Here is a 26,988-nt window from a genome sequence, read left to right on the forward strand (position 1 = left end):
TAATTAATGCTTTTCTAGGGTGCTAATTATCAAAAAAGTTATTAAGTTAGTGTCAATTACTTAATAATTGAAGTGTTACCTAAGTTTAGCATTAATGCATGGTAATTCGTGTTAGATAATTTTGAAAAAATAATTTTAGCAATAATAAGTAAGATTAAAATATTTTACAGGAGATGTTCTTTTGAGAAAAAAGAGAATATATAACTAAAAACTGGTATTAAAACCATTCCCATACGACTCCTAGCTCCCAACTCCCAACTCCCAACTCCCAACTCCCAACTCCTGACTCCTGACTCCTAAGAAATACCTTAGGTATTTGTAGCAAACATTTATCAATAAAGATTAATATTTCCCAGAAAATTCATGGCTGAAACTGTAATTTCACTGCAAAATGTTTCTAAATGCTTTAAACGATATCGGCATCCGGTAGACCGTTTAAAAGAAATTCTATTCCCAGGAAAAAGTCGTGCTGATGAATTTTGGGCAGTGCAAAATATAAATATAGAAATAGAAAGAGGGCATACTTTAGGAATTGTGGGGCGGAATGGTTCGGGAAAAAGTACTCTTCTACAAATAATTGTTGGTACTCTTACACCGACAACTGGTACGGTAAAAGTTCAAGGTAGAGTTTCTGCACTGTTGGAACTTGGGAGTGGATTTAATCCAGAGTTTACAGGTAGGCAAAATGTTTTTTTTAACGGTCAATTATTAGGATTAAAACTATCAGAAATAGAAGAAAAATTTGATAAAATTGCTAGTTTTGCCGATATTGGAGATTTTATTGACGAGCCTGTAAAGACTTATTCTAGTGGAATGTTTATTAGGTTGGGATTTGCTGTGGCGACAAGTGTTGACCCAGATATCCTAGTAGTTGATGAGGCACTTTCGGTGGGAGATGAAGCATTTCAGAGAAAGTGTTTTGCTCGTATTCAAGACATTCAAGAAAGGGGTGGAACAATTTTATTTGTATCTCATGCTGCTTCAACAGTTGTACAACTTTGTGATTCAGCAATTTTGATGGATCATGGTGAAATGTTGCTTTATCATGCTCCTAAATATGTGGTATCTAAATATCAGAAATTAATTTATGCTTTTCCTGATAAAATTCCATCAATTAGGGAAGAAATTCGTCAGATTCCTAATTTAACAGTTAAGGATTTCTTGGATGATGAAGAAACAGATGAACAATCATCTCAATCAGAACAAAGTAGTGAAAATAAAATTTCAGAATCAACAGAATATGAAGAAATTTATGACCCGGAAATGATACCTTCAAATACGATACATTATCCTAATAAAGGGTCGGAAATTATTGACCCTCATATTATTACTTTGGATGGTAAGAGGGTAAATCATTTAATTAATCGTCGAGAATATTACTATACATATACAGTAAAATTTATTAACTCTACATCTAAAGTTAGGTTTGGAATGTTGATTAAAACTCTGAGTGGATTTGACTTAGGTGGAGCATCATTACACGGTTATACTAAATCAGTAGAATATGTAGAAGCACAGCAGAAAGTTATAGTTAAATTTAAGTTTAAATGTTTGCTAAATCCTGGGGTATATTTTTTAAATGCTGGAGTTGTTGGTATGGCAGGCGACCATCTAACTTATTTATCTCGTTGTATTGATATTGCTATGTTTAGAGTGCAGCATTGTAGTGATTCATGTGGTACGGGAGTAGTTGACTTTTTAATAGAACCTAGTTTAAAGATTAGAAATATGACATTTATATAGCAATTACCATGCTGGTAAGGTACAAAATTCGTTTGTTTTAGGCAACAGGCAACAGGCAAAAGGCAATAGTGAAGTAAAGATAAAAGTGTACCTCACGCTTACTGAGAAATCCTATATAACTGAGAAGAAAAGGAGTTATACCAAATTGATAAATTTTTGCTACAAATAGCTAGGATATTTCTTAGGAGTCAGGAGTCATATAGAAATGGCTTCAATACCAGTTTTGAGCTAGGAAATTCTCTTTTATGTCAAAGAGACATCTCCTTTAAAGTCTTTTAATCACGCTGATTATTCGTAACATTCTTTTTTCAAAATGGTATTAGGTAGAGTTTCTATCTATAGAGCAAGGCAAAGGAGTTTGGAGTGAGCAGGAATACAAGTATATTAATGCTAAATAGTTGTGGGAAAAATTTTATTGTAGCTATTGAAGGAGAAAGAAATAAAATTAATTTTAAAGTAGATTTCAATAATTGATAATTGATAATTGATAATTACCTCTCCCTAAAAGGAACAGGATTGAATAAAAGGAAAATTTTTTCTCTCTTGATCCATTGGATATGGCGAGGAGACCCGTTCTTGCAGACCCGCTCCGAAGATCGCCATCCCACCCTACGGGAAGCTGCGCTAACGATCGCTTGTTTCTCCTTTAAAGGAGAGGCATTTTACCTTAATTATTCGGTAAATACTTTTAATTACAGCCGTAAATTATAGCAGTTTCCATTAACATAAAAAGCAGATATTTTGGCTTAAAGGTAGAAGGCAGAAGTTCTGTAGTCTACCTTTGTGAAAACTGCTATTAAGTTAAATAAAAAATACTCTTCTTATGCTTATGTATAGCAGAAGGAAGGATAAAGAAGGAAAAGTATTACTTTGTCTGAGTTTTAGACTTTTGAACTGTGTTAATCTTTCCTTCGACTGCTATAAAATTAATACAGTACAATACGGTTCAGTTAAGAATTTTTTGGGCAAATATGTGATGTACAAACGTTGATTTTTACACTTTCTATCAGATAAACTTTTGTCTCCTCTGAAGCATATTGAATTACAGTAAAATTATCTTTTGTATGGCAGGTTTAATACCCCACAGTCATTTCAGTTATCAGTTAATAGTACCTCCTACTGTTTGCGCAGCATTCCGTAGGAAAGCAGAAGGCTTAAAATACTGAATTTTCTTTTTTTGTCCTCTTTACAAGGGGAAGCTTGAAATCTAATTTTCTACTCAAAGGGAGTGCTTAAAATTGTTTGGGGTTATAAGACACGAAATGGCGTGTAGAAGATTATCCTCATGCAATTTTTCCTTAAGCATAACTTCCTTCTTTATTTTTACTTTTCCTAAAACCTAACACCTATTTAAAAATATGAATCCTGAAAAAAATGAAATAGATAATCAGCTAATTATAGATACATTTATTCAAGACCAAACGAGAAAACCTGAAGAAATCAAGGTAAATATTCATCCACAAGATGAAATGTATCTCTATGCTTTGAAAAATACTGAAGGAAAGATTGATGAAGCACTACTACGATATTTTTCTAATGGTAAAAGAATATTAGATGCAGTTAAAAAAATTGTAGAATGGCATTTTGATGGCTTTGAAAATATCTCTTCTTTTCTAGATTTTGCGAGTGGGTATGGGCGTTTTAGTAGATTTTTAGTTCAGGAAATACCAGTTCATAAAATTTGGATTTCTGATATTTATCCTCAAGCAGTAGAGTTTCAAAAAAAATTACTTGGAGTAGAAGGGATAGTGTCAACTAATCATCCTGAAGATTATCAACTAAATCAAAAATTTGACTGCATTTTTGCCTGTTCATTTTTTAGTCATACTCCAGAAAAGACTTTCAGTGGTTGGTTAGAAAAGTTATATAGTTTGTTGACAGAAAACGGCATATTAATCTTTAGTACCCATGACTTATCTTTAATGACTATAGAGACAGAAAAAGATGCAGAAGAAATTTACTTTACTCCAGAAAGTGAAAGTCTTTTTCTCAAAACTGAAGATTATGGAGTTACTTATGTAGGAGAAAAATGGGTAGGTAAAATTATTCACCAAGCAACTAAGGGAAAAGCAAAATGGCATCGGATTAAAAAAGGTCTTTGTGGATACCACGATCTATATATTCTGTGGAATAAAGAAGGAAGAAGGAAGAAGGAAGAAGGAAGAAGTTATAAAATCAAAAGTCAAAAGTCAAAAGTAATAAAGGAAGAAGTTTTTATCAATTCAAAAGTCAAAAGTCAAAAGTCAAAAGTTGGAAATTCAGAAGTTGGAAAGGGAGAAGCTATCAATTCAAAAGTCAAAAGTCAAAATTCAGAAGTTGGAAAGGGAGAAGTTGGAAAGGGAGAAGTTAAAAAGGGAGAAGTTGAGGAACAAAGAGATAAATTATTAAACTTTTATTGTCATCCTGATGGTGGTTGTAGAAGTATCGAAGTTACATCTACAGGAGACATTTATATAGAAGGATGGGCAGCAGATATTAATCCTGAAGAAAAAGTAGAAGAAGTAGCTGTTTTAGTAAATGGAATAAAAGTAAAAAGCTGTTTGCCAAAATACGAAAGCAAAATTCAAAAATATCAATGGTCATGCAGCATTAACAGCGAACATTTATCCCCAGATGACGTTATCTTGGTCAAAATTATTAATAATTTCCATTTAGAGCGAGTCGTTAATATTTCTCCAGTTAATTCCATCGTCTTATTACCACCAAACCATCTATTACTCAGAATTAGTGGCAACTCTAGTGTTAAAGCCTTTCTTAGTTCATTTGATGACCTAAAATATACAGTAAAAAATTATCTGCAAAAAGCAGGATTTGATTTTCATCAATTTGAGAATATTCTAGATTTTGGCTGTGGAGTAGGACGTTATTTAATGGCATTTAAACCAGAACTTTTGCCCAATCAAAAACTATTTGGTTGTGATGTTTTTCCTGAATGTGCTGAATGGTGTGAAGAAAATATCAAATTTGCTACAGTCAAACATAACAATATTCAACCTCCATTACCTTTTGAAAATAATCAATTTGACCTAGTTAATGCTGTCTCAGTATTCACTCACCTACGTTTAGATTTACAACATCTTTGGGCCTGGGATATTTATCGAGTATTACGCCCTGGTGGAATATTATTTATGACACTTCACGGACCTCAATTTTTTCCGATAGTTTATGATATTTTTCGCACTGGAAATACTCATCAAGCTGAAATGTATAGTATTGGAGAAGAGGGATTATTTTTGTATCTAGACCATCAAGGAGAAGTAGATGGTCAAGGTCAACATACTGTTTCAGCAGTACATACACCAGCAGCTTATCAGGAAATATTTTCTATGTTCAAACATATTAAAAGATTTCCTCAAAGTAATATGGCAAATGGGCAAGATTTATATATTTTACAAAAGCCAATTTCTGGTGGTTTAGTTGCTCAACCTTTAAGTAGGAAGAAGGAAGAAGGAAGAAGTTGGAAGGAAGAAGTTGGAAGGAAGAAGTTGGAAGGAAGAAGTTGGAAGGAAGAAGTTGGAAGGAAGAAGTTAGAAGTCTCAGAAGTCAGAAGTCAGAAGTTAGAAGTTAAGAATTTTGGCAAGGAGGAAGAAGTTGGAAATGCAAAGGAAGAAATAATAGTAAAAAAGATAGAAGCGGAAAAAATACTCATATCTGATAATGAAGAAACTAAAAATTTGTCGGATAGCCAAACAAATAGGCAAGTAAAAACAGAGGTTGAGGAACTACCTTTTTTTGATAGTGGAGGAACTTGGAAATTTGCTGAAAAAATTCTGCCGGGTAGTGATAAGTGTCAGACTGAAATTAAATTTCAAATTGAAGGTCAAAAAAGATTTCGAGTTTATCCACAAATAGAACCTATTGCTGCTTATTCAATAGAATGTGAAATTGAGATTATTAAGAGTGAGGATGGAAAAATATTAGTGCAAAAAACTATTCCTTTTAATCACAATCATATATTTGGCAAAACTAATTATGCGGTAGTAGAAGTAGAAATTCCTCGGTATTCTGGGGAAGTATTTGTCAGATTAACTACTGTAATTACAGATAGAATATCCCTAGCAACAGAGCAGGAAGTAATGGTATCTTGGAATTTTGCAAATTTTGCTTAAAATCAGGAGAAAAATTAGATGAAATTATATGGGGTAGTAGAAGTAGAAATTTATCAGTATTCTGGGGAAGTAGTTGTCAAATTAATAGTATCTTGAAATATTGCCAATTTTGCCTAACATCAGTAGAAAAATTCAATGAAATTATATGCAGTAATAGAAGTAGAAGTTCCTCAGTATTCTGGAGAAGTAGTTGTCAAGTTAAATGCTGTAATTATAGACAGAATATCCCTAGTACAAGATGGCGTAAATAACTGACCAGTTACAAAATTCTCAAACAATTACAAATCAAAAATGATTGACTTTTAAATGCTAGACTTTTAACTTCCGTGTAGTGGCACTAGCACTAGCAGCAGAACAAAAAGTAATGGTATCTTGAAATATTGCCAATTTTGCCTAACATCAGGAGAAAAATTCAATGAAATTATATGCAGTAATAGAAGTAGAAGTTCCTCAGTATTCTGGAGAAGTAGTTGTCAAGTTAAATGCTGTAATTATAGACAGAATATCCCTAGTACAAGATGGCGTAAATAACTGACCAGTTACAAAATTCTCAAACAATTACAAATCAAAAATGATTGACTTTTAAATGTATGACTTTTAACTTCTGCTTTCTTTCGGTAGGAAATGCAGAAGTAAACATAACTTTTAATTCTCTTTGGAGACTAATTCGGACTTAGGTGCGATAATAACTCATAGCTGATAGCTGATAGCTGTTTGCTTACAACTTTGCTTAATATCAGGATAAAAATTAGATGAAATCAACAGTTTTTATTATTACAGGAATGCACCGTTCGGGAACCTCATTAACAGCTTCTTTATTTCATAGTGTAGGGGTAAATATTGGAGAGAAATTAGTGAGGCCGGAATATGGAAATATTAGGGGGCATTTTGAAGATATCGAATTTGTGGAACTGCAAAAAGGAATATTAGGTTCCCAAGGTTTGGATGATTTAGGAAGTAATGTTGAAATTACAGAAATTCCCGTCAAGAAACAATATTTAAAGGCGGCTAAACGATTAATTAAAAACCGTGAAGAAGCTCAAGATAATTTAGGAAAAAGCTGGGGATGGAAAGACCCAAGAACAACATTATTTTTAAACTTTTGGTTAAACTTATTACCAGATGCTAAGTTTATTTTTGTCTATCGTTCGCCGTGGGAAGTAGTAGATTCACTTTATCGACGAGCTACGGATGAAAATTTATTGGAACAGCCAGAAATAGCTGTAAAAATGTGGCTGAATTCTAATCAAAGAATCTTAGATTTTTATCAAAATTTTTATCAGCAATGTTTAATAGCAAAGGTTGATAGTATTGGCAAAAATCCTGAAGGTTTTATTCAAGCAGTTAATGATAAGTTTGAAATAGACTTACCAACACCTACCCCAGGAAATTTTGAAGAATCTTTGTTAGTAAAGGATATTATTAAAACCAGTAGACCTAACCTAATAGAAAAATATTTCCCAGAAACATTAGAGATTTATCAACAACTAGAAAAAATAGGTTTAGGTGGCGAGTCAGGAGCAGAATTAATCACAAATATCCAGAACAATCGCCAATTCTGGGAATTTCAAGATTGGTCGAATATTCGAGGTTTAGAAAAACAAATTAATCTGTTAGAAACAGACTTGAAAAAATGGCAAGAAATTTTCCAAGAAGCACAGCATAAAGTACATAATCTAGAAAAAGAACTGGGTGTAACTCAGCAACAACTGGATAGCAGAGAAGTTACACTCCAAGAGTCTGTTAAAAAATTAGAAGTACTAGAAAGAGAACTAGGTGAAACCCAAACTAAACTTGACGGTAAAGAAAGAAAATTCCAAGAACATCAAACCAAAATTTCCACATTAGAAATCAAACTAGGGCAAGCTCAGGCACAATTTGAAAGTACAAAAATTAAACTAGATGAGTCTCAAAAGAAAATCATTGGATTAGAAATAGATTTAGGTCAAACTCAAGCACAACTCGATAACTCAGCGACAAGATTTCAAGAAGCTTTAGCCAAAATATTAGGTCTAGAAACAGAACTAGGTAAAGCTCAAGTTCAACTGGATGGTACTCTGGTAAAACTAACTGAATCTCAGAAAAAGTTATTAGGGGTAGAAACAGAATTAGGGCAAACCCAAGTTCAATTTGAAAGAAATAAAATTAGGTTACAAGAGTCTCAGGATAAAATTCAACTTTTAGAAACAGAATTTGGTCAAACTCAACAACAACTTAACGGTAATATCGCTAAGTTACAAGAGTCTCAAAGTAAAATTCAACTGTTAGAAACGGAATTAGGAAAAACAGAAGGAATATTAAATGGTACTCAAGTAAAATTAGCTGAGTCTCAGGACAAAATTAAACTGTTAGAAACAGAATTAGGAAAAACAGAAGGAATATTAAATGGTACTCAAGTAAAATTAGCTGAGTCTCAGGACAAAATTAAACTGTTAGAAACAGAATTAGGAAAAACAGAAGGAATATTAGTCAAATCTCAGGACAAAATTCAACTGTTAGAAACAGAATTAGGGCAAACTCAAACTCAACTAGAGCAAATTCAAGCTGAATTAAACGTCCAACATCTAGAAACTGAAACACTTAGGGTAGAAATGTCTGCCATGAAATCTTCCAAGTTTTGGAAACTGCGGGAAAAGTGGTTTGGTCTGAAAGGGAAATTAAGCAAGCTATCACAGCACTTATTTTTCTCCATCGACTCCCCTACTAACTGGAAAATTTCTAACTCCCAGATACAAATAGTAGGTTGGTGTTTCCATAGCGGTAGTCTTAACATCCAAACTATTCGTGCCAAAGTGGGAGGCGAAATTTTTCCTGGTAACTATGGTATCTCGCGACCAGATGTTGCCCAAGAATATCCAGACATTCCTGCTTCGGAAAACTCTGGTTTCCAAGTATATATACAACTCTCCCCAGGAAATTATCAATTAATTCTCGAAGCACAGGATAAAAAAGGAAAGTGGCATAAATTTGCCTCCTATCCAATATCAGTATCTACAGTCGAAGCAAATTTTGATGCACCTACAGACTGGCAACAAGGGGAGGGGGTAATTTTATTTGCCGGTTGGTGTTGCCACCCAGAGCAGAAAATCACAAAATTAGTTCTCAAATGTGGGGATATTTCCGTAGACTGTGCTTATGGTTTGCATCGAAAAGATGTGGGAGCAGTTTTCCCTGATTTGGTGGGAAGTTCGGATAGTGGGTTTGAGGCAACGGTGGAACTTCCAGTCGGAAAATGGCAAGTTAGTTTAGAAGCACATTTAGAAAATGGGGAAATAGTTGGTTTCCCTTGCTCAGAATTTTTAAAACTAAGACGTTATAGTTTCTGGGAAAAAGTTAAAGATAAATTCGAGAAGTTATCCAAATTTGCTAAAGCTATTGGGAAACGGACTGCGGAAAGGAAGCAAAGGTTGGGTCGCATCATCCCTCTACCTTCAGAATTACCTGGTATTGCCAGACAAATATTACAGATATATCGACAACAACAATGGCAAGAAGGAGAATTATTCGCGCCTCCCGGATTTATGGTGTCAGAAACTATGGATGTTTATGACGCTTGGTTGGCCGTAAATAACTGGGGCGATCGCTCCCTTCAATATTTAATTTCTCGGTTAGAGGGTTGCCAGGTAACTTTACCTAAAATTTCTGTGGTCATGCCAGTTTATAACCCACCTTTGGAATTTTTAGACAAAGCAATAGCCAGTGTACTAAACCAAGTGTACCAAAATTGGGAATTTTGTATAGCGGATGATTGTAGTAGTAATCCAGATATTCGGGAATTTCTGACAGAAATGGCTGAGAAAGATGCTCGGATTAAATTAATATTCCGTTCTGAAAATGGAAATATTAGTGCTGCGACGAATTCTGCTGCTGAACTTGCTACGGGAGATTTTATTCTCTTCCTAGATAATGATGATGAACTTACTCCTGATGCTTTGGGAGAAGTGGCTTTATATTTAAGTCAAAATCCAGAAACAGATTTTCTCTATTCGGACGACGACAAAATAAATACAGAAGGCAAAAGATTCGACCCTCAATTTAAACCGGAATATTCTCCAGAGCTGTTACTTTCTTATATGTATATGGGTCATTTGTGCGTAGTTAGAAAAGAAATTTTTGAGAGAGTTGGAGGTTTAAGAATTGGTTTTGAAGGTTCTCAAGATTATGATTTTGCTTTAAGAGCAACGGAAATTTCTCGCGAAGTTGGGCATTTACCTTTGGTGTTATATCATTGGCGAACTTCTCCTGGTTCGACTGCTATTTCTGGTGGGGAAAAACCGAAAAGTTTTCTAGCAGGTGAAAGAGCGGTTCAAGAAAGTTTAAAACGTCGTGGTGTGAAGGGAGATATTTATCAACCAGATTGGGCAGTGCGAGAAAATTTGGGAATTTTTAAAGCTACTTTTCCGGACGAAGGTAAGTCGGTAAGTATTATTATTCCGACTAAAAATCAAGTCAAGTTATTGAAGAGTTGTATTGAGTCTTTGAGAAAGACTACTTATGAGAATTATCAAATATTTGTGATTGATAATGAGAGTGATGAACCTGAAATTTTAGAATATTTTGCAAATCTAAAAAGTTCATTTTCTAGGTCGGCAAATATATCAGTTATTTCTATTCCTAATAGTGGGGGTAAATTTAATTTTGCTGCAATTAATAATCGTGCTGTAGAACAGGTTGATAGTGAATATGTTCTATTTTTAAATAATGACACGGAGGTTATTTCTCCTCAGTGGTTAAGTCAAATGATTGGTTATGCACAATTCCCTGGTGTTGGAGCAGTGGGTGCCAAATTAATATATCCCGATAAAAGGATTCAACACGCAGGAGTAATTCATGGTTTACATCATGGTTTAGCAGGTCATGCTTTTAAATTATTACATAGTGAAAATAGGGGTTATCTTTCTCAAGCTTTTGTGTCAAGAAATTATTCGGCGGTAACTGCTGCTTGTATGTTAACTTCCCGGCAATTATTTTTAGATTTGGGTGGTTTTGATGAGTCAAATTTTGCCGTTGCTTATAATGATGCTGACTATGGTTATCGACTTTTAGAAAGAGGTTATCGTTCAGTTTATTGTCCAGATGCTGAGTTAATTCATAAGGAAGGAACGAGTCGCGGTTATTCTGATAATCCCCAAGAAGAAGCAAATTATCGTCAGAAATATTCTCAGATGGTTGATAGATTTTATAGTCCTCATTTTTCTCTAGAAAGTGAGTTATTTGAAATTCAACCAAGGCGATATTTTATTCAGGAGTCAGGAGTCAGGAGTCAGGAGTCAGAATATAACAATCCTCAGAAAGAATCACAAATAAATAATCTGGGACTAGAGGCAAATTCTCAAAATGAACTAGAAATAAATAGTCAGGCAAAAGTAGATGAGTCTCAGCAAAAATCACCAATAAATAATCCGAAACTAGAGGCAAATTCTCAAAATGAACTAGAAATAAATAGTCAGGCAAAAGTAGATGAGTCTCAGCAAAAATCACCAATAAATAATCCGAAACTAGAGGCAAATTCTCAAAATAAAACACCAATAAACGAACTGGTTAATTATACTGAGGAAAATTTACTCGCTGAAATGAAAGACATTTTTCCCAGAATTAAATTATTGATGTGTAGTAATTCCTTAGATTTAACTGGTGCACCACTTCATCAATTAGAAATTGCCCTAAAATTGGCAGATGATGGAATTGTTGAACCAATAATTTTTTCTGTCAATGATGGAGAATTGAGAGAAATTTATGAACAACATAATATTCAGGTAGTTGTTCGGGATAATCCACTAGAACATATTTATCAAAGAGATATTTATGATGAAGCTTTAGCTAGTTTTGCTAAAGAAATAAAAGCACTAAATATTGATGTTATGTATGTCAATACTTTAGAAAATTTTTTCATGGTAGATGTGGCTCAGATGTTAAATATTCCTAGTGTTTGGAATGTACATGAAAGTGAGCCTTGGCAAACTTATTTTAATCGGTTTGGCACAGATATAGCTGCTAGAGCATTAGAATGTTTCCGCTATCCTTATCGAGTAATTTTTGTGGCAGATGCTACTCGAAATAGATACTTACCTTTGAATAGTCATCACAATTTTACTGTTGTACATAATGGCTTAGATTTAAAATTATTAAAATCCGCAGTTCATAAATGGTCAAAACAATCAGCAAGGTCAGCTTTAGAAGTAAAAAATGATGAAATTGTCATTCTATTATTAGGTACTGTTTGTGAAAGGAAAGGTCAACAAGATTTAGTAAAAGCTTTATCATTTATCCCTGAAACAGAAAGTAAAAAAATCAAATGTTTTATAGTAGGCGATCGCCCAAATCTTTACAGTTTAAAATTACACGAACTTTTGACTGAATTACCAGAAGAAATTCAACAGCGAGTAGAAATAGTCAAAGAAACTCCAGAAACAGCCAAATATTATCAAGCAGCAGATATATTTGTTTGTACTTCTCGGGTCGAGAGTTTCCCAAGAGTCATATTAGAAGCAATGGCTTATAATTTACCCATAATTACTACTCCAGTATTTGGCATAGTTGAACAAGTAAAACCAAATATTAATGGTTTATTCTATACTCCCGATAACCCAGAAGAATTAGCAAATGTTTTGACATCTTTATTGATAGATGAAGCATTGCGTCATCGACTCGCAGATAATTCTAAATATGTACTGGAGTCATTAAATACTTTTGCTGAAATGACAGAAACTTATGGTCAAATATTCAGAGAAGCATACTTTTCTTTAGATAAATTAGCACACAGGGATTATGGCACAGATGTACGGATTAATTAGTGGGTTTAATGTTACTAATAATTTCCAATTTTGTGTTACTCTTGACTTTGGTTATGGAGTCATTAAACACTTTTTTAGACTCTTGTTTTCTAGAAAAATAAGGGTATTTAAAGCTTAATTTTACTCCCCTACTCCCCTACTCCCCTACTCCCCTACTCCCCTACTCCCTTACTCCCCTACTCCTCTACTCCCTCAAGAGGTCAAACCAATGATTTTTATTAATCCCAAAACAGATTTTGCCTTCAAGAAAATATTTGGTTCCGAACAAAGTAAAGACATTTTAATTAGTTTCCTAAACAGCATCCTCTATGACAGTAATCCTACTATCAAAGACCTACAAATCCTCAACCCCTATCTCGTACCTAAAATTCGAGGTTTAAAAGATACTTATTTAGATGTTAAAGCCAAAATTACTGGTGAAAAAACTGTAATTATTGAAATGTAAGTTTTGAACTTAGAAGGATTTGAAAAGCGGATTTTATATAATGTAGCTAAAGCTTATCCTACTCAGTTAGATTCAGGAGAAGATTACACTTTGCTAAATTATGTTATTGGCTTAACTATTACAGATTTTGAAATGTTTTCTGGATTAGATAAAATTATTTCTCGCTTTTTGCTCAAGGAAAAAGATTATTGAATAGACTATCCTATTTATGACATTGAATTAGTCTTTGTGGAATTGCCCAAATTTACTAAATAAATCTCATAATTAACAACAATTACTGATAAATGGCTGTATTTTCTCAAAAGTGCGAATAGTTTAGATTCTGTGCCAGAAAAAATGAGGGAAGTTCCAGAAATTCATAAAGCATTTGAAGTTGCTAATCAAGCTGGTTTGACTAGAGAATAATTTGAAAATTTAGAGGCACGGGAAACTTATATCGCCGACAAAAAAAATGCTATAAAAAGAGCCATAAAACAAGGAATTGAGCAAGGTAATCGAGAAGCTAAAATCGAAATTGCCAAACGATTACTAGAATTTTTAGATGCAAAAAGTGTTAGTCAAAATACAGGTTTAAGTTTAGAAGAAGTTCAAAACTTGAGAAACCAATGATAGAGAAAACAAAGCATTCTAAAATTAATAATTAACAATTACCTTTCCTTGAAAAGAAGAAAATTGACTAAAAGAAAAATTTTTTATTTTCTCTTGATCGATTGGATATGGGGGGGATATCTAGCCATCCCTTGACCGCTTTTCTACTTTAAAGGAGAGCCTTTAAATCTTTATTATTTGGTAATTTTTAAGTCAAAATTTGTAGTTAAAGTATGAAAAATTGGTCTTAAAACTGGCAAATTATGAAAATAAATAATGTTTAATCTAGATTTTCCTAAAAGCACAGAAATACATTACTTAACTAAATTTTCTGGTTGGTACATTTCTGAAAATAATTTCAATATTCAACTAAGTATTTATCTAAATGGAAAACCTTATGCCTCCCTTTTACATGGTGGATATCGACCAGATGTAGCTGCTGCTTTTCCAGAAAAAAAATATGCTAGTCATAGTGGTTTTGGGGGAGAGCTTTTACTGCCAAAAAATATTAAACCAGAGACAGATATAAAAATAGAAATATTTGCCGATGGAAGAGAAAAAATATTATTATTTCAAAATCAATTTAAAATTATTGGAAATATCCCTAACCAACCTCAACGACAGAAAATTTTCAACCTACAAAAACTATTAATTTGTCCCCAATGTGGAAATATAGCTACACCATGTAATAAAAAAAATTGCCCTATATGGATAAGAAGCAATACTCCTCATATTTTGCAACCAGGAGATTTACCATTTATTAAACTCACAGAAACAGAAACTACCCATCCTTACTCAGAAGGAATTTTAACAGTATTAAATAAAATTGGAGAAAATGGAATAGTTTTAGATTTTGGCGCAGGTAACACTCAAAAAGAATATCTAAAGCCAAATATTTGTTACTTAGATGTGCAGCAATATCAATATACAGATGTCGTCTGCTCAACATTAAAATTACCATTTTCAGATAACTGCTTTGATGGCATAATTAGTCATGCAGTTTTTGAACATTTACCTAATCCATTTTTTACCGCAAAAGAACTTTATCGCATCTTAAAACCAGGAGGTTTAATATTTATTGATACTGCATTTTTACAACCACTTCACGCTGACCCCAGCCATTATTTTAATATGACAATTCATGGTTTACGGAAAATTTTGTCAGACTTTGAAGAAATCAATAGTGGTATTTTTCCCCATCATTATCCATCCTATAGTATGATGATGTTTATTCAAACTGTCTGGCCTTATATTCAACAACAAGAATGGCAAGAACGTTTAGAAGATTGGCACGCTTTTTTAGTACAAGAAGGTGATAATTTAGATATTGTATTAGGAGAAAAGGGTAGAGAAATTTTAGCAGCAGGAGTATTTTTTGAGGGTAAAAAAACCACAGAAAGCTGAATAAAGTCTTTTTGCTGAGGTAGGAGACAGGAGACAGGAGACAACCCACCCCTAACCCCTCCCAGGAGGGGGAGACGGAGAAATGGGTGGGGAGCGAGGAGGTAGGAGTAAGAATTGTAAGAATGATTTTTCTGCCCAACTATACGCCTAAAATACTAGCTTTTTGAGCGTTTTCAACTGAAACAGAGGCACTGCAATTCGAGCCTAAAAATACTCAAACCTTTATATATAAATACTTTTATATTTGATCGGTAAGCCCTATTTAATTATTAATTATTTGGTAATGGATAGCCTTTTAAGGGGATAAAAAAAGAGAATATTTCAGATTTCAAGCCTCCTTATTGTAGAGGTACTGATAACTGATAACTGATAACTGAAATAACCTCACGCTTCTTGGGAATTGCTATATGAGGATTTGATTGTTATTAAAATGCATAATATCAATATTCCCTGCTATATAATATTTCACAATTAAAAGAAAATTTTTATATGTCAGAAAAGAGTTTCAATCATCAGCATCAGAATCAAGCCCAAAAATATTGGCAAACAAATCCAAAAGCAGCTTTAGTAAATAGTAATCAGTGGGTATCTAATTTGATTATTGAAAAAGCTATTAATAAAAGAATATCTGGTGGCGAAACAGAAAAATATTGGCTAGCTTGGTTGATAGAAGATTTTTTTGCTGGCAGAAAATTTGATAGTTTATTGTCTATTGGTTGTGGCGTTGGTAATCACGAAATACTAATGGCTAAGTTGGGTTTAGCTAAGAATATTGATGCCTTTGATTTTTCTGAATCAGCATTAGCAATTGCTAGAAGAGATGCAGAAAAAGCCGGAGTTAAAATTAATTTATACCAAGATAATTTTAATACTTTTACTCTTAACAAAAAATATGACCTAATAACGTGCTTTGGTTCTTTGCATCATGTGAAAGAATTAGAACACTGTTTGTCCACAATCAAAAATAGCTTAAAGCCTCAAGGTTATGTAATCTTAAATGAGTATATTGGTGATTGTTTCAATATTTATGAACAACAACAATTAGATATTATTAATCGTATATATAATTGCTTTGATGATAGTCTAAAATCTGTCAAAGTATCAAAATATAAAAGCCCAAGTATTGAAGAAGTATTTACACTAGACCCATCTGAAGCAGTACGTTCAAAATTGATATTGGCATTCATCAAATACTACTTTCATATAGAAGTTTTGAATCACTATGGTGGTGGATTAATTAACGAACTATATCAATTACTAGATAGTAATCAATTTGTTACTGAAGACCCCAAAGGAGAAACAATAATCAGATTATTACTGGAATTTGAGAAAATTTTAATGGAAATTCCAGGAGGTTTAAAAAGTGATTTTTGCTTATGTATTCTCCGACATAAAAAATTAAAAGAACAATCCAAAAAACCTGATTTTTTGATAATTGGAGCGCAGCAATGTGGTGTTAATTACTTACATAAGTATCTTTTTCAACATCCTAAAGTAGCAGCAGTTAAACAACCATCATTACATTTTTTCGATCTAAATTTTCATCAAGGAATAAACTGGTATCAAAATCAATTTGTAGTGGAAGAAGAAAGTGATTTAATTACAGGAGAATCAAGTTCTTACTATTTATTTCATCCTCTTGTTCCTCAAAGAGTTTACAATTTTTATCCTAATATAAAGTTGATTGTCATACTAAGAAATCCTATAGATAGAGCAATCAATCACTACTACCATGAAGTGAAATTAGGTTATGAATCTTTAAGTTTATCAGAAGCGATCGCTACAGAATCTAATCGTTTAAAAGGAGAAGTTGAGAAAATTATAGAAACAGAAACATATTACAGCTTTAACCATCAACACTACACATATTTATCTCGCGGTAAATACGTCGAGCAACTACAAAATTGGATGAAATTTTTCCCAAAAGAACAATTTTTAATTCTGCAAAGTGAAGATTTGTTTAATCATCCTCAAGAAACTATGAACAAAGTATTTAAGTTTCTCGATTTGAAGCCAGAATTAATAGATGATTATATCGATCATAATCAAGAAAAAAAACCTGACATTAACTCTGAAACATACCAGCAATTAACAGAATACTTTCAACCCTATAACCAAAAACTCAAGGAATATATTGGTATCAAATTCCACAAAAAAATCGACTATCCAATCAACTATCAAAAGCCACATTTTCTGATAATTGGCGCTCAGAAATGTGGTACTAATTCCTTATATAACTATTTAGTGCAACACCCTTTAGTTGCAGCATCCTTACAACATGAAATTCATTACTTTGACTTAAATTTTGATAAGGATTTAAAATGGTATCAATCGCAATTTCCCGAATTAGAGCCAGGAATAATTACAGGAGAATCAAGCCCTTACTATTTATTCCATCCTCTCGTACCCCAACGAATTTTTGATATATATCCTCAGATGAAATTAATTATATTGTTGAGAAACCCAGCAGAAAGAGCAATATCTCATTATTATCACGAAGTTAGATTAGGAACTGAAAAATTAACTTTGAAAGAAGCGATCGCTGCCGAACAAAATCGCCTAAAAGGAGAAGTTGAAAAAATAATTCAAACAGGAACATATTACAGTTTTAATCATCAAAATTATACATATCTAGCAAGAGGCAAATATATTGAACAACTACAAAATTGGATGAATATTTTTCCCAAGGAACAATTTCTCATTCTCCTGAGTGAAGACTTATTTAACCACCCACTAGAAACCATGAATAAAGTATTTCAATTTCTAGAATTACCTACATACCACTCAGAAACATATTTTAGATATAATTCTGGTAATTACTCACAACCTAGAGATGAAATATACCAACAATTAGTAACATATTTTCAACCATATAATCAAAAATTAACTAAGTATTTAGGTATTGAACTAAACTGGCAACTTTAATCAAAAAATTGACAAAATATAGCGACATAACTATGACTATTGATTATGAAAATTCTTGGGAAGAATATGCAAAAAAATGGCATGAAGATTATCCCGAATTAACTCATATAGGTGACGAATGGATAGGTAAAGCAGCAGGGGCAGCCAACTCATTAGCAGAATATGAAAAATTAATAGAACAAAAATTTATAGCACCATATATCAATGAAAAACATACAGTACTAGAAATAGGCATTGGTGGAGGACGTACAGCAGAATTGTTGCTCAAACATTGCCAAAAATTAATATGTGCTGATATCTCCAATTCTATGTTAAATGCTACTAAAAATCGACTCGGCGAAGCCAAAGTCAAATACCTAAAACTTGATGGAATAACATTAAATGAAATTGATTCAAAAACAGCAGATGTTTGTTTTTGTTACGACACAATGGTGCATTTAGAACCCAGAGATATTTTTAACTACCTAACCAAAATACCCGCCAAATTACGAGGAGAAAAAATTTGCATATTTCACCACACAAATACCCTCAGCGATCTAGGTTGGCAAAGATTTCTCAAAGATTGGGATAACAATCTTATGGGAAAACGAAACGGAACCGCTCACTCAGTAATGACTAATACAATAATGGAGAAATTTCTATCCCATCTAAAATACAAAATTATTCATCAAGATACTAATTCAGTTCCTAGAGATTGTGTATGGATATGCCAGGCACCAGACATTATTTAGGGTTTGCTGAAAAAGTCTTTTTAAGGAGTAGGGGAGTGGAGGAGTAGGGAAGTGGGGGAGTAGTTAGGAGGAACGGAGAATAGAATTTAATTAGGAGGTAGTCAAATATATTTGTCAGAGTTATTTTTCTGCAATTATTCTGCCTTTTATGCTAAAATTTTGAGGGTTTTGGACGTAATACCAGGCACTTTTTTACATCATAAAAAGACTAAAGCCAATATCAGTCAATTCTTTAAGATTTAATCAGCAAACCCTATTTAAACGTAAGCAAAAAGCCGTCAGCTATTAACTATCAGCTATGAATTTTAGGCAAGGTAAAAGCAACCTTTGAAATTGAGAAAAAATAAAAAGTTACTGCCATACGTTCCCTGACTAAACCCTAGAAGTAATGAATAATTACTAATTGCTGATAGCTGACTGCTAATAGCTGTTTGCGCAGCAGTCCCCAGGAAATGCTTACATTCAAACATTAAAAAATAATCATTAATAATACAAATTTAGAACTTATGAAATATCTCTTCCTGCACCCAAATTTTCCTGCTCAATATCGTCATATTATTACTGCCTTAGGAGCAAATCCTAATAATCAAGTTGTATTTGGCACAAAAAACGAACGCCCAGAGTGGAAAATACCAGGAGTTCACAAAGCATTATTCAAACCCAGTCGCGAACCACGTCCAGAAACCCATCACTACGTCCGTCCCCTAGAAAGTGCAGTAATTTATGGACAAGCCGTATTTAGAACCGCAGAACAACTCAAAGCACAGGGGTTTGTGCCAGATATAATTTGTGGCCACTCTGGCTGGGGACCCACCTTATTTGTCAAAGAAGCATTTCCGAACACCCCACTTCTTTGCTACTTTGAATGGTTCTATCATTCTCATGGCTCTGACGCTGACTTCGACCCGGCAGAACCCTTGACAGTAGATGATATGGCCAGAATAAGAGTAAAAAATGCTCCCATATTAATAGATTTGTACACCTGTGATTGGGGGTTATCCCCCACATATTGGCAGCGATCGCAATTTCCCACAGAACTCCAAAGCAAACTATCTGTACTCCACGATGGGGTAGATACTGATTACTTTAAACCCAATCCAGAGGCAAAATTAGTACTACCTAATTTAGACCTGTCCGGTGTTGATGAACTTGTAACTTATGTAGCGCGAGGCATGGAACCCTATCGGGGATTCCCAGAATTTATAGAAGCGATCGCCTATATCCAAGAAAGGAGGCCCAACTGCCATGTAGTAGTAGTCGGTTCTGAAAGAGTTTGCTACGGTAAATCTTTGCCCAATGGTAAAACTTACAAACAAGAAATGTTAGAAAAAATACCCTTGGACTTATCACGAGTTCACTTCGTTGGTTCATTGCCCTATGGTCTATACTTAAAAGTCATTCAAGCATCTGATGTTCATATCTACTTAACCAGACCTTTTGTTCTGTCATGGTCTATGATTGAGTCTCTATCCACTGGTTGTCTAATTGTAGGCTCAGATACACCTCCTGTGAGGGAAGTTATTGAGGATGGTAAAAATGGCCTATTAGTAGACTTCTTCTCCCCCAAACAAATAGCTGACCGCATTGATGAAGTGTTGAATCATCCAACTCGCATGGCAGAAATACGTGCCAAGGCCCGCAAAACAGTTTTAGAGCGATACGCTCTTTCCAACTTATTAGCAAAACATTTAGAACTAATTCATCAAGTTGCTAACCGCACCTTACAAATCAAAGATGTAGGTATAGAAAAAAAACAACCTCTAACCTCATCTAAACTCTAGATACCTTAAAAATCAACCATACTATATGGGAACCTAAAATCAACAATCCACGTCCTCCGGTAATGTTAACACTATAATCAATCATTAAAAATATGCTGCCTTAGTATAGATACTAGATTGTACTTAAAAGTCAATAATGGTAAACCCATAGGCACATAGTAGGCCAAATTTTGGCTGATAATTTTTGTAGTTAAAAGGCTAGACTTATTCCAGATAAACAGGTTAAACTACAGCCGAATATAAAATTACTGGTATTTGTTGGTAGTTGAGCCAAACAAAACAATTGTCCATATTTTAGATATAAACCATGTAGAGGAGTGAAACGGTATGGTAACGCTAACTGATGGAGACGATCGCTTCGATCAGGAGGATTCTGGTAATATAGCACCTGATACGATTAATGGTATTGGTGGAGACGACACTATATTTACTTCTACCCTAGGTGGCAGTCTAGCTAGAGGTGGAGATGGAAACGATACACTGGTATCTAGGGGTCCTTCTGGTATTAACAACTCTGGTCAACCAGATACTCTCGAAGGTGGTGCAGGGAGTGACTCCCTGGAATTCCAAGCTGCTGCTGGTTTCGGATTTGGAGATGATGAAAATGATACCTTAGTAGCTGTTTCCCGTACTAGCCTTTATGGAGGTCAGGGAGATGACTTTCTCCGTGGCCTGATTGGAGATAACTGGTACTCTGCCAATCAAGGTAATGATATCCTACTTATCGGCACAAGAGATAGTCTTTATGGTGGCAGGGATAATGACACTATTAGTGTCTTTGCTCCGGAAGTAGTAGAGGCACTTGATTTTGACACCTTACCTACATTTACAGGTGACACAGGTCAAGGCCAAAACTTTATTTCTGCAAACCGACAAGAAGATTTAGTTGTTGCTTTTGGCGATCGCGATACTATCTACGGCGGTAGAGATAATGACACATTATATTCTTTGGGTAGCCAAGTCCGTGTAAGTGGAGATCGTGGCAATGATGTAATAGTTCAGCTAAATCAGGAATCTGTAGGTACCCCTGTTAATAGCACAGCTATAGCTTTAACTTCGATAGAAAGGTCTACTCTAATAGGTGGTGAAGGTAATGACTTTATTCAAGGTGCAGTAGGGCCATTTGGTGATGGTAGAAATTCCTTAGATGGCGGAGCTGGCAACGATACTATCAGGGGCCAAGCTTCAAGAGATACCTTGGTTGGTGGTGAAGGTGATGACTTAATTATCACTGGTTTGATCGAAGAAAATGAAGATAAATTTAGTACTAATGGTATAGCAGTTACTGTTCCCGGTTTTGCTGGTCAAAACAGATTAGATGGTGGTGCCGGTGATGATACTCTAGCATCAGGCTTTTTATCAGATACTATGATTGGTGGTCAGGGAAATGATTGTCTCAGTGGTATCTTTAGTCGTGTGGATGGGGGCGAGGGTGACGATACCATTGATGCTACAAGCATCAGTACCAATGCTTCGGGTGGTGGTAGTATTGAAGTTACTCTGATTGGTAGTTCAGGTAATGATATCCTTTTGGGTAGTACCAACGCTGGTGTGGCAAACTTCTTTGATGGTGGTACGGGTAATGACTTTATTCAGTTTGGTGGAACAAGCGATCAGTTAATTGGGAATACACAAGGTAACGATACAGTAATAGCATTTCAGGGTGGAGGTACAGCACCATTCTTCATAGAAGATACTCAAGGTAGTAACACTTTAAGTGGTGGTGATGGAGGAGATACCTTAATTACTGGAGCAGGTGATGATTCCATTGTGGGTGGTACTGCAGATGACTCATTAGGAGATAGTATTAGTGCTGGTGCAGGGAATGATGTTATATTTGGCCGTGGAGGAACTGATACTATTCTTGCTGGTGCTGGTGACGACTATATTGCAGCTGGCCTTAATGGTACAGGGGACTCCTTAATTGGTGGTCAAGGTAACGATAGCTTTGCTTATTTTGCCGTTGAGGAGGGTGTCACTGAAAATAGTGTGATCGTAGACTTCGATCCTTCTGATGACCGGATACTTCTAGACTTGAATGGATTTAATTTGGAAAATTCCAGCAAAAACTCAATTATTGGCATTAATGATTTTGCTGGTGTTGGTCCAGGTGATAACTATGAAGATAGCTTTGCTCGAACTAGCGGTCCTACTATTATCTATGAACGAAACCCAAAAACAGATCCAAATGACACATCAGATGACCCAGAACTAGCTGGTTCAGGTCTGTTAAAGTACGATCCTAACGGTAATCTGGAAAATGATGATAGTAATCCTATTATTACCATTGCTCGCCTCAATGGTACTCCTAACCTACTTCAATCTGACATCTTTATTATCTAATATAATCTATTAGCATTAAGCAAAATTATGAGGCTGTGATTGATTTTTAATCACTCCTCATTTTTTTCTGGATTAGTTTCTGTTTTGACTTGTTTTTCTACTTTATTTGTACCTTCACTCTGAGTTTTTTCCTTAGCTGGAGCTTGTTCTTGAATCAATGTTATTTGATTATCAATTAAACTCAAAAATGTAGTGCCAAAATGCTGAATTTCTAGAAAACTTGCATCAGCAGCAGCAGGTTTATAAATTTTAAAAGTCCGCATAATTCCTAAAGTAGCAGCACTTTCTAACGGACCAATAAAGCTGGTATCTCGGTCTAAAAAATAAGGTTTACTAGCCCATTTTTTCATCTGTTCGGCATTCAAAAAATAGCAACCAGAGTGGGGGTTAAGAGTTCTATGAAAGGCAATTACCTTTTCCATGATTTTTCCCTTAAGCTGATATTGTTCTCGAATATTTTGAAATTTAGCTGTTATTTCTGGTTTTAAATCTCCATCTATATAAGCTTTGGGAATAGCTCCTAAAGGAGAAATTTCATAACGATTTGCTTGAAGTAAATTACCATTTCCTGTGTGGTGATTAAACCAATTTAACTTCACAAATAACCATGGATCATGTAGTATTAAATCATCTTCTAAGTAACAATAATAATCGTATTTCCCAAGACATGATTTCATTACTTCCTGACATTCAAAACCTAGTAACATAGGTTCTACGTTAGTGCTGTGGTGCATCAGAAAATTTGAGGGCAAAGGAATTTGAGATAATAAATGAAGACCTTTAGTGGTACAAACAATAATATCAATATCATGGCCATGATTTTGATTGGCTGGAATTGCTTGATGTCTACTAATATCAATTATGTACTGAGATTTAGCATATAAGGCACGCAATGCAGTTAAACAGGTAGTTAATGCTATGCGTCGTGTTTGCGGGTCTTTGCGTAAAGAACCATGTTTTCCGCTACCTTCAGGGTTAAAGAAATGAGCAATTGTAAATAATATTCGCATTTTTGGAAGAGGGAATAGGGAACAGGGAATAGGGAATAGGGAGTAGGGGAGTAAGGAGTAGAAAAATATACTAATACTAACTTTTCTGGCAGCTCAACTGCTTATTCAAAAATCATACGTCAATTTTGATCTGTTAAATAGTTCTGGAACACTATGTTTTTAATAATTTAATTTTTTTAGAAAATAAACATAGACTAATAAAGTATACTATTTTTTTTTGATAACTAAATAGGGCTTGCTGATTAAATCTAAAAGTCTTTATAAATAAAGGTAAGTGCCTTTTTAAGTATCAAAAAGTGCGAGTTTTTAAGCGGTAATGGTTCAAAAATGAGCGGATTTTGGTCAAGATTTGGGCAGAACAATCTTGGGACAAAACTTAGCTCCTACCTCCTCGCTCATTCCCATTTCTACTGTCTCCTGTCTCCTGTATCCTAACCCTACTAAAAGACTTTTTCAGCAAACCCTAAATAGTTCTGAAACACTATGTTTTTAATAATTTAATTTTTTTAGAAAACAAACATAGACTAATAAAGTATACTATTTTTTTTTATAACTAAATAATTCAGACGATTACACCTGTAAAAATTGCTGTATTTAATTTTGTAGAACCCTTATGGTATCTTTGACGCGGTATGTGTTTTTGGCATGGGAGTCAAAAGTCAGAAGTCAGGAAATTCAGAAATAGAATAGGGGAAAAAGGTAGAAAAATGCTCCCTACTCCCTTATACCAATTTGATAAATATTTGCTACAAAGAGTTAGGCTATTTCTTAGGAGTCAACCCACCCCTAACCCCTCCCAGGAGGGGAAGGACCGAGTCAGGAGTCATAATGAATTGCTTCAATACCAGTTTTTAGGTCGTAAATTCTCTTTTTTGTCAAAGGGACATTTCCGGCAAAATCTTTTTATTGCACTTATTATTCATCACATTCTTTTTTCAAATTGGTATTACTTCCCCACTCCCCTTTCTGTATCCTAGCTCCTTCAAAAATAATACTTCAAGTTTTTAATAATCAAATAATTCTGGAACACGATTTTTTAACTGTTCATTTAAACGCGCTAATTCATCTCGCATTTGCAGATACCAATCCCGGCGCTGACGATAATTTTGAGAAAGTAAACGATTATTTTTCACCCAATCATAAGCGTTAATTGCTATTTTTTTTCTGAGATTTTCATCAGTTATTAGTTGTCTCAATTTTCTAGCAAAATCTGAAACAGAATGATAAATTAAACCTGTTTTACCATCAATAATTGAATCTTGATAAACTATTGGACTAGCTAGTACAGCTACTCCATAACCTGCACATTCAACAAATTTTAAGTCAGATTTCATTTGATTAATTGGGTTGTCATTTAAAGGTAATAAACTAAGGTCACAACTACCAAGAATCTCTAGATACTTATCATAACTACAAAATGGATAAAATTCTTTATTGGTTGTATTTAAACTTTCAAAAAATAACTTATCGTGGATGACTTTGAACCTAATTTTATCTTGATAATCTGACAATACTTGATTGATTATCGGCATAATTTCTTTCCAGTCTGCTTCCCTGTTGACAGCTCCAAAAAATATGGTAAGATATTTATTATGGGAAAGTGTGCGCTCATATAGAGGTACTATTTTAGCCAACTGATTCTGAAAAACTACAACGTTGGGGTTATATTGACGTAAAAAATTAGCTAGGGATGGGGTAGAAGTTTGTACACAGTGACAACCACGATAGCTAAGATAATTATTTTCAGCATATTCAGGACGACGTAACGGATTATCATCAATTTCAGCCACAATCAAATAATCCTTTTCTAGCAAAGACTTAAGTTTGTGAAAGTCAGACGGATAATTTAAAATTGTGCGTTGCCAGATAAACACCTTTTCTTCTTGAGGCAACCCTATATTTAAGTCAGCAGTTTTCGCAGCAGAAAAAGTTCTCACCCCAGGAATAGTAGCGCTAAAGCGGTCTGGTTCCAAAACTCTGACAGTACCACAAACTTTCGGGTCCATAATTATCGTTTGAATTAATAATCTCCGGGGATGGATAGGAGATTTGGTGACGCGTGCAATGAAATATTCAGCAGCGGTCTGAGTAGCGAACTTTTTTGAGTCCAAACCCAAAGCATCAACCAGACCTTCAGTTACTTGGAGAAACCGTTGAAACTCCTCTCCTTTTTCACCACGAGTTTGTATTTCATATACTTGTAAACCTGCATTAGCGAAACATGACTTTAGACTTTCCAGAGTAAACCAATGACGAATTATTTCCGAATTTTCCCAACCACCTTTAAGCAAATTAAAAATTCTGCACCAATGCTGTACATTTTGTACAATAGCCAAAACTTGACCATTATTTTTTAACCAAGTTTGATGATATTTCAAAACTTCAGTCGGGTGAGCGATCGCCATTAAATCTAAACCATAAATCAGACAATCTACTGTTTCTGGTTGGATATTTAGAGTCGAAAGATTTTGTTGTAAATTTCCTACAACAATTTTATCTACTTGTAAGACAGAATTTTTAGCAAAATCTGGATTAGATTCAATGACAATATAATAACAGTGAGGATTAATCTGTTTATATTGAGAAGCTATTGTGCCATTACCACAGCCAAATTCGATAATAACTTTAGCATCAGCAGGTATAAATTTTAGAAGTTCTTGGTGAATGGAATTTTCTGAAGAATTAAATCTAGTCTGAGTCATCTTCTCTAATTTAAACTGCTCAAAATAATACCATTTCTCAAAAACTTTTCAATAAGAAGGAAGAAGGAAGAAAGAAGAAGGAAGAAGGAATAAGGAAAAAAAAACTGGCATTGCCTGAGTTTTTAGCTTTTGATATATCAAATACAGTAATAGGGACTGCTAAGTTATCAGTTATCAGTTATCAGTTATCAGTTATCAGTTATCAGTTATCAGTTGTCATAGATATTGTTAGGAGAGTGTTAGTCAGACTATATATATTTAACCCATGAATCTCACCGAGGGATAAAAAATCAACAACTCACAGTCATTCAAATTCTGAGATAACTCAACTTTTAAGCAGAAAAATTTGAATAGGAATGAGATATTTTCAACTCCACTAAAGAAAATTAACTACCAAATCTAAGTACTCTCTA

The 26,988-nt window shown here is 34.2% G+C and carries 13 protein-coding genes; 11 read left to right on the forward strand and 2 right to left on the reverse strand.

What is annotated here, in order from left to right; translation table 11 throughout:
- Positions 1 to 363: 363 nt before the first annotated feature.
- The 11 genes from F6K06_RS08425 (at position 364) to F6K06_RS08470 (ending at position 22,863) form a co-directional block, all read left to right on the forward strand.
- Positions 364 to 1,743, forward strand: coding sequence for an ABC transporter ATP-binding protein (locus tag F6K06_RS08425; protein ID WP_124143471.1), 1,380 nt, complete (start codon positions 364 to 366; stop codon positions 1,741 to 1,743).
- 576 nt (positions 1,744 to 2,319) lie between these two features.
- Positions 2,320 to 2,454, forward strand: a complete 135-nt coding sequence (locus tag F6K06_RS08430; protein ID WP_287308775.1) for a hypothetical protein — start codon at positions 2,320 to 2,322, stop codon at positions 2,452 to 2,454.
- 647 nt (positions 2,455 to 3,101) lie between these two features.
- Entirely contained in the window at positions 3,102 to 5,852 is a 2,751-nt protein-coding gene (locus F6K06_RS08435; protein WP_287241248.1) for a methyltransferase, read from the forward strand.
- A 752-nt stretch (positions 5,853 to 6,604) separates the two neighbouring features.
- Positions 6,605 to 12,646, forward strand: a complete 6,042-nt coding sequence (locus F6K06_RS08440) for a glycosyltransferase (RefSeq protein ID WP_287241249.1) — start codon at positions 6,605 to 6,607, stop codon at positions 12,644 to 12,646.
- A 208-nt stretch (positions 12,647 to 12,854) separates the two neighbouring features.
- Complete coding sequence (locus F6K06_RS33845) at positions 12,855 to 13,091, forward strand: Rpn family recombination-promoting nuclease/putative transposase (RefSeq protein ID WP_338043138.1); 237 nt, start codon at positions 12,855 to 12,857, stop codon at positions 13,089 to 13,091.
- 3 nt (positions 13,092 to 13,094) lie between these two features.
- On the forward strand, positions 13,095 to 13,283 hold the full coding sequence (locus tag F6K06_RS33850) for a hypothetical protein (RefSeq protein ID WP_338043139.1): 189 nt from the start codon (positions 13,095 to 13,097) through the stop codon (positions 13,281 to 13,283).
- Positions 13,284 to 13,955: 672 nt separating this feature from the next.
- Positions 13,956 to 15,083, forward strand: coding sequence for a class I SAM-dependent methyltransferase (locus tag F6K06_RS08450; RefSeq protein WP_124143822.1), 1,128 nt, complete (start codon positions 13,956 to 13,958; stop codon positions 15,081 to 15,083).
- A gap of 489 nt (positions 15,084 to 15,572) precedes the next feature.
- The gene (locus tag F6K06_RS08455; protein ID WP_287241250.1) at positions 15,573 to 18,008 is read left to right on the forward strand and encodes a sulfotransferase domain-containing protein; all 2,436 of its coding nucleotides are present in this window, start codon (positions 15,573 to 15,575) and stop codon (positions 18,006 to 18,008) included.
- A 32-nt stretch (positions 18,009 to 18,040) separates the two neighbouring features.
- A complete protein-coding gene (locus tag F6K06_RS08460; RefSeq protein WP_124143828.1) occupies positions 18,041 to 18,739 on the forward strand; it encodes a bifunctional 2-polyprenyl-6-hydroxyphenol methylase/3-demethylubiquinol 3-O-methyltransferase UbiG in 699 nt (232 codons plus the stop codon).
- A gap of 506 nt (positions 18,740 to 19,245) precedes the next feature.
- A complete protein-coding gene (locus tag F6K06_RS08465) occupies positions 19,246 to 20,520 on the forward strand; it encodes a glycosyltransferase family 4 protein (RefSeq protein ID WP_124143824.1) in 1,275 nt (424 codons plus the stop codon).
- A 327-nt stretch (positions 20,521 to 20,847) separates the two neighbouring features.
- Entirely contained in the window at positions 20,848 to 22,863 is a 2,016-nt protein-coding gene (locus F6K06_RS08470; RefSeq protein WP_287241252.1) for a calcium-binding protein, read from the forward strand.
- Positions 22,864 to 22,913: 50 nt separating this feature from the next.
- Here F6K06_RS08470 and F6K06_RS08475 read toward each other — a convergent pair whose 3' ends face one another.
- The gene (locus tag F6K06_RS08475; protein WP_124143826.1) at positions 22,914 to 23,873 is read right to left on the reverse strand and encodes a calcium-binding protein; all 960 of its coding nucleotides are present in this window, start codon (positions 23,871 to 23,873) and stop codon (positions 22,914 to 22,916) included.
- 1,004 nt (positions 23,874 to 24,877) lie between these two features.
- Entirely contained in the window at positions 24,878 to 26,575 is a 1,698-nt protein-coding gene (locus F6K06_RS08480; RefSeq protein ID WP_124143827.1) for a methyltransferase domain-containing protein, read from the reverse strand.
- Between the last annotated feature and the right edge of the window lie 413 nt (positions 26,576 to 26,988).

This window comes from Okeania sp. SIO1H4 (assembly GCF_010672695.1).
Classification (GTDB): Bacteria; Cyanobacteriota; Cyanobacteriia; order Cyanobacteriales; family Microcoleaceae; genus Okeania; species Okeania hirsuta.

Coding starts and splice junctions, on each gene's coding strand:
- F6K06_RS08425 (WP_124143471.1), top strand. CDS start 364: ATGGCTGAAACTGTAATTTCACTGCAAAATGTTTCTAAATGCTTTAAA.
- F6K06_RS08435 (WP_287241248.1), top strand. CDS start 3,102: ATGAATCCTGAAAAAAATGAAATAGATAATCAGCTAATTATAGATACA.
- F6K06_RS08440 (WP_287241249.1), top strand. CDS start 6,605: ATGAAATCAACAGTTTTTATTATTACAGGAATGCACCGTTCGGGAACC.
- F6K06_RS33845 (WP_338043138.1), top strand. CDS start 12,855: ATGATTTTTATTAATCCCAAAACAGATTTTGCCTTCAAGAAAATATTT.
- F6K06_RS08450 (WP_124143822.1), top strand. CDS start 13,956: ATGTTTAATCTAGATTTTCCTAAAAGCACAGAAATACATTACTTAACT.
- F6K06_RS08455 (WP_287241250.1), top strand. CDS start 15,573: ATGTCAGAAAAGAGTTTCAATCATCAGCATCAGAATCAAGCCCAAAAA.
- F6K06_RS08460 (WP_124143828.1), top strand. CDS start 18,041: ATGACTATTGATTATGAAAATTCTTGGGAAGAATATGCAAAAAAATGG.
- F6K06_RS08465 (WP_124143824.1), top strand. CDS start 19,246: ATGAAATATCTCTTCCTGCACCCAAATTTTCCTGCTCAATATCGTCAT.
- F6K06_RS08470 (WP_287241252.1), top strand. CDS start 20,848: ATGGTAACGCTAACTGATGGAGACGATCGCTTCGATCAGGAGGATTCT.
- F6K06_RS08475 (WP_124143826.1), bottom strand. CDS start 23,873: ATGCGAATATTATTTACAATTGCTCATTTCTTTAACCCTGAAGGTAGC.
- F6K06_RS08480 (WP_124143827.1), bottom strand. CDS start 26,575: ATGACTCAGACTAGATTTAATTCTTCAGAAAATTCCATTCACCAAGAA.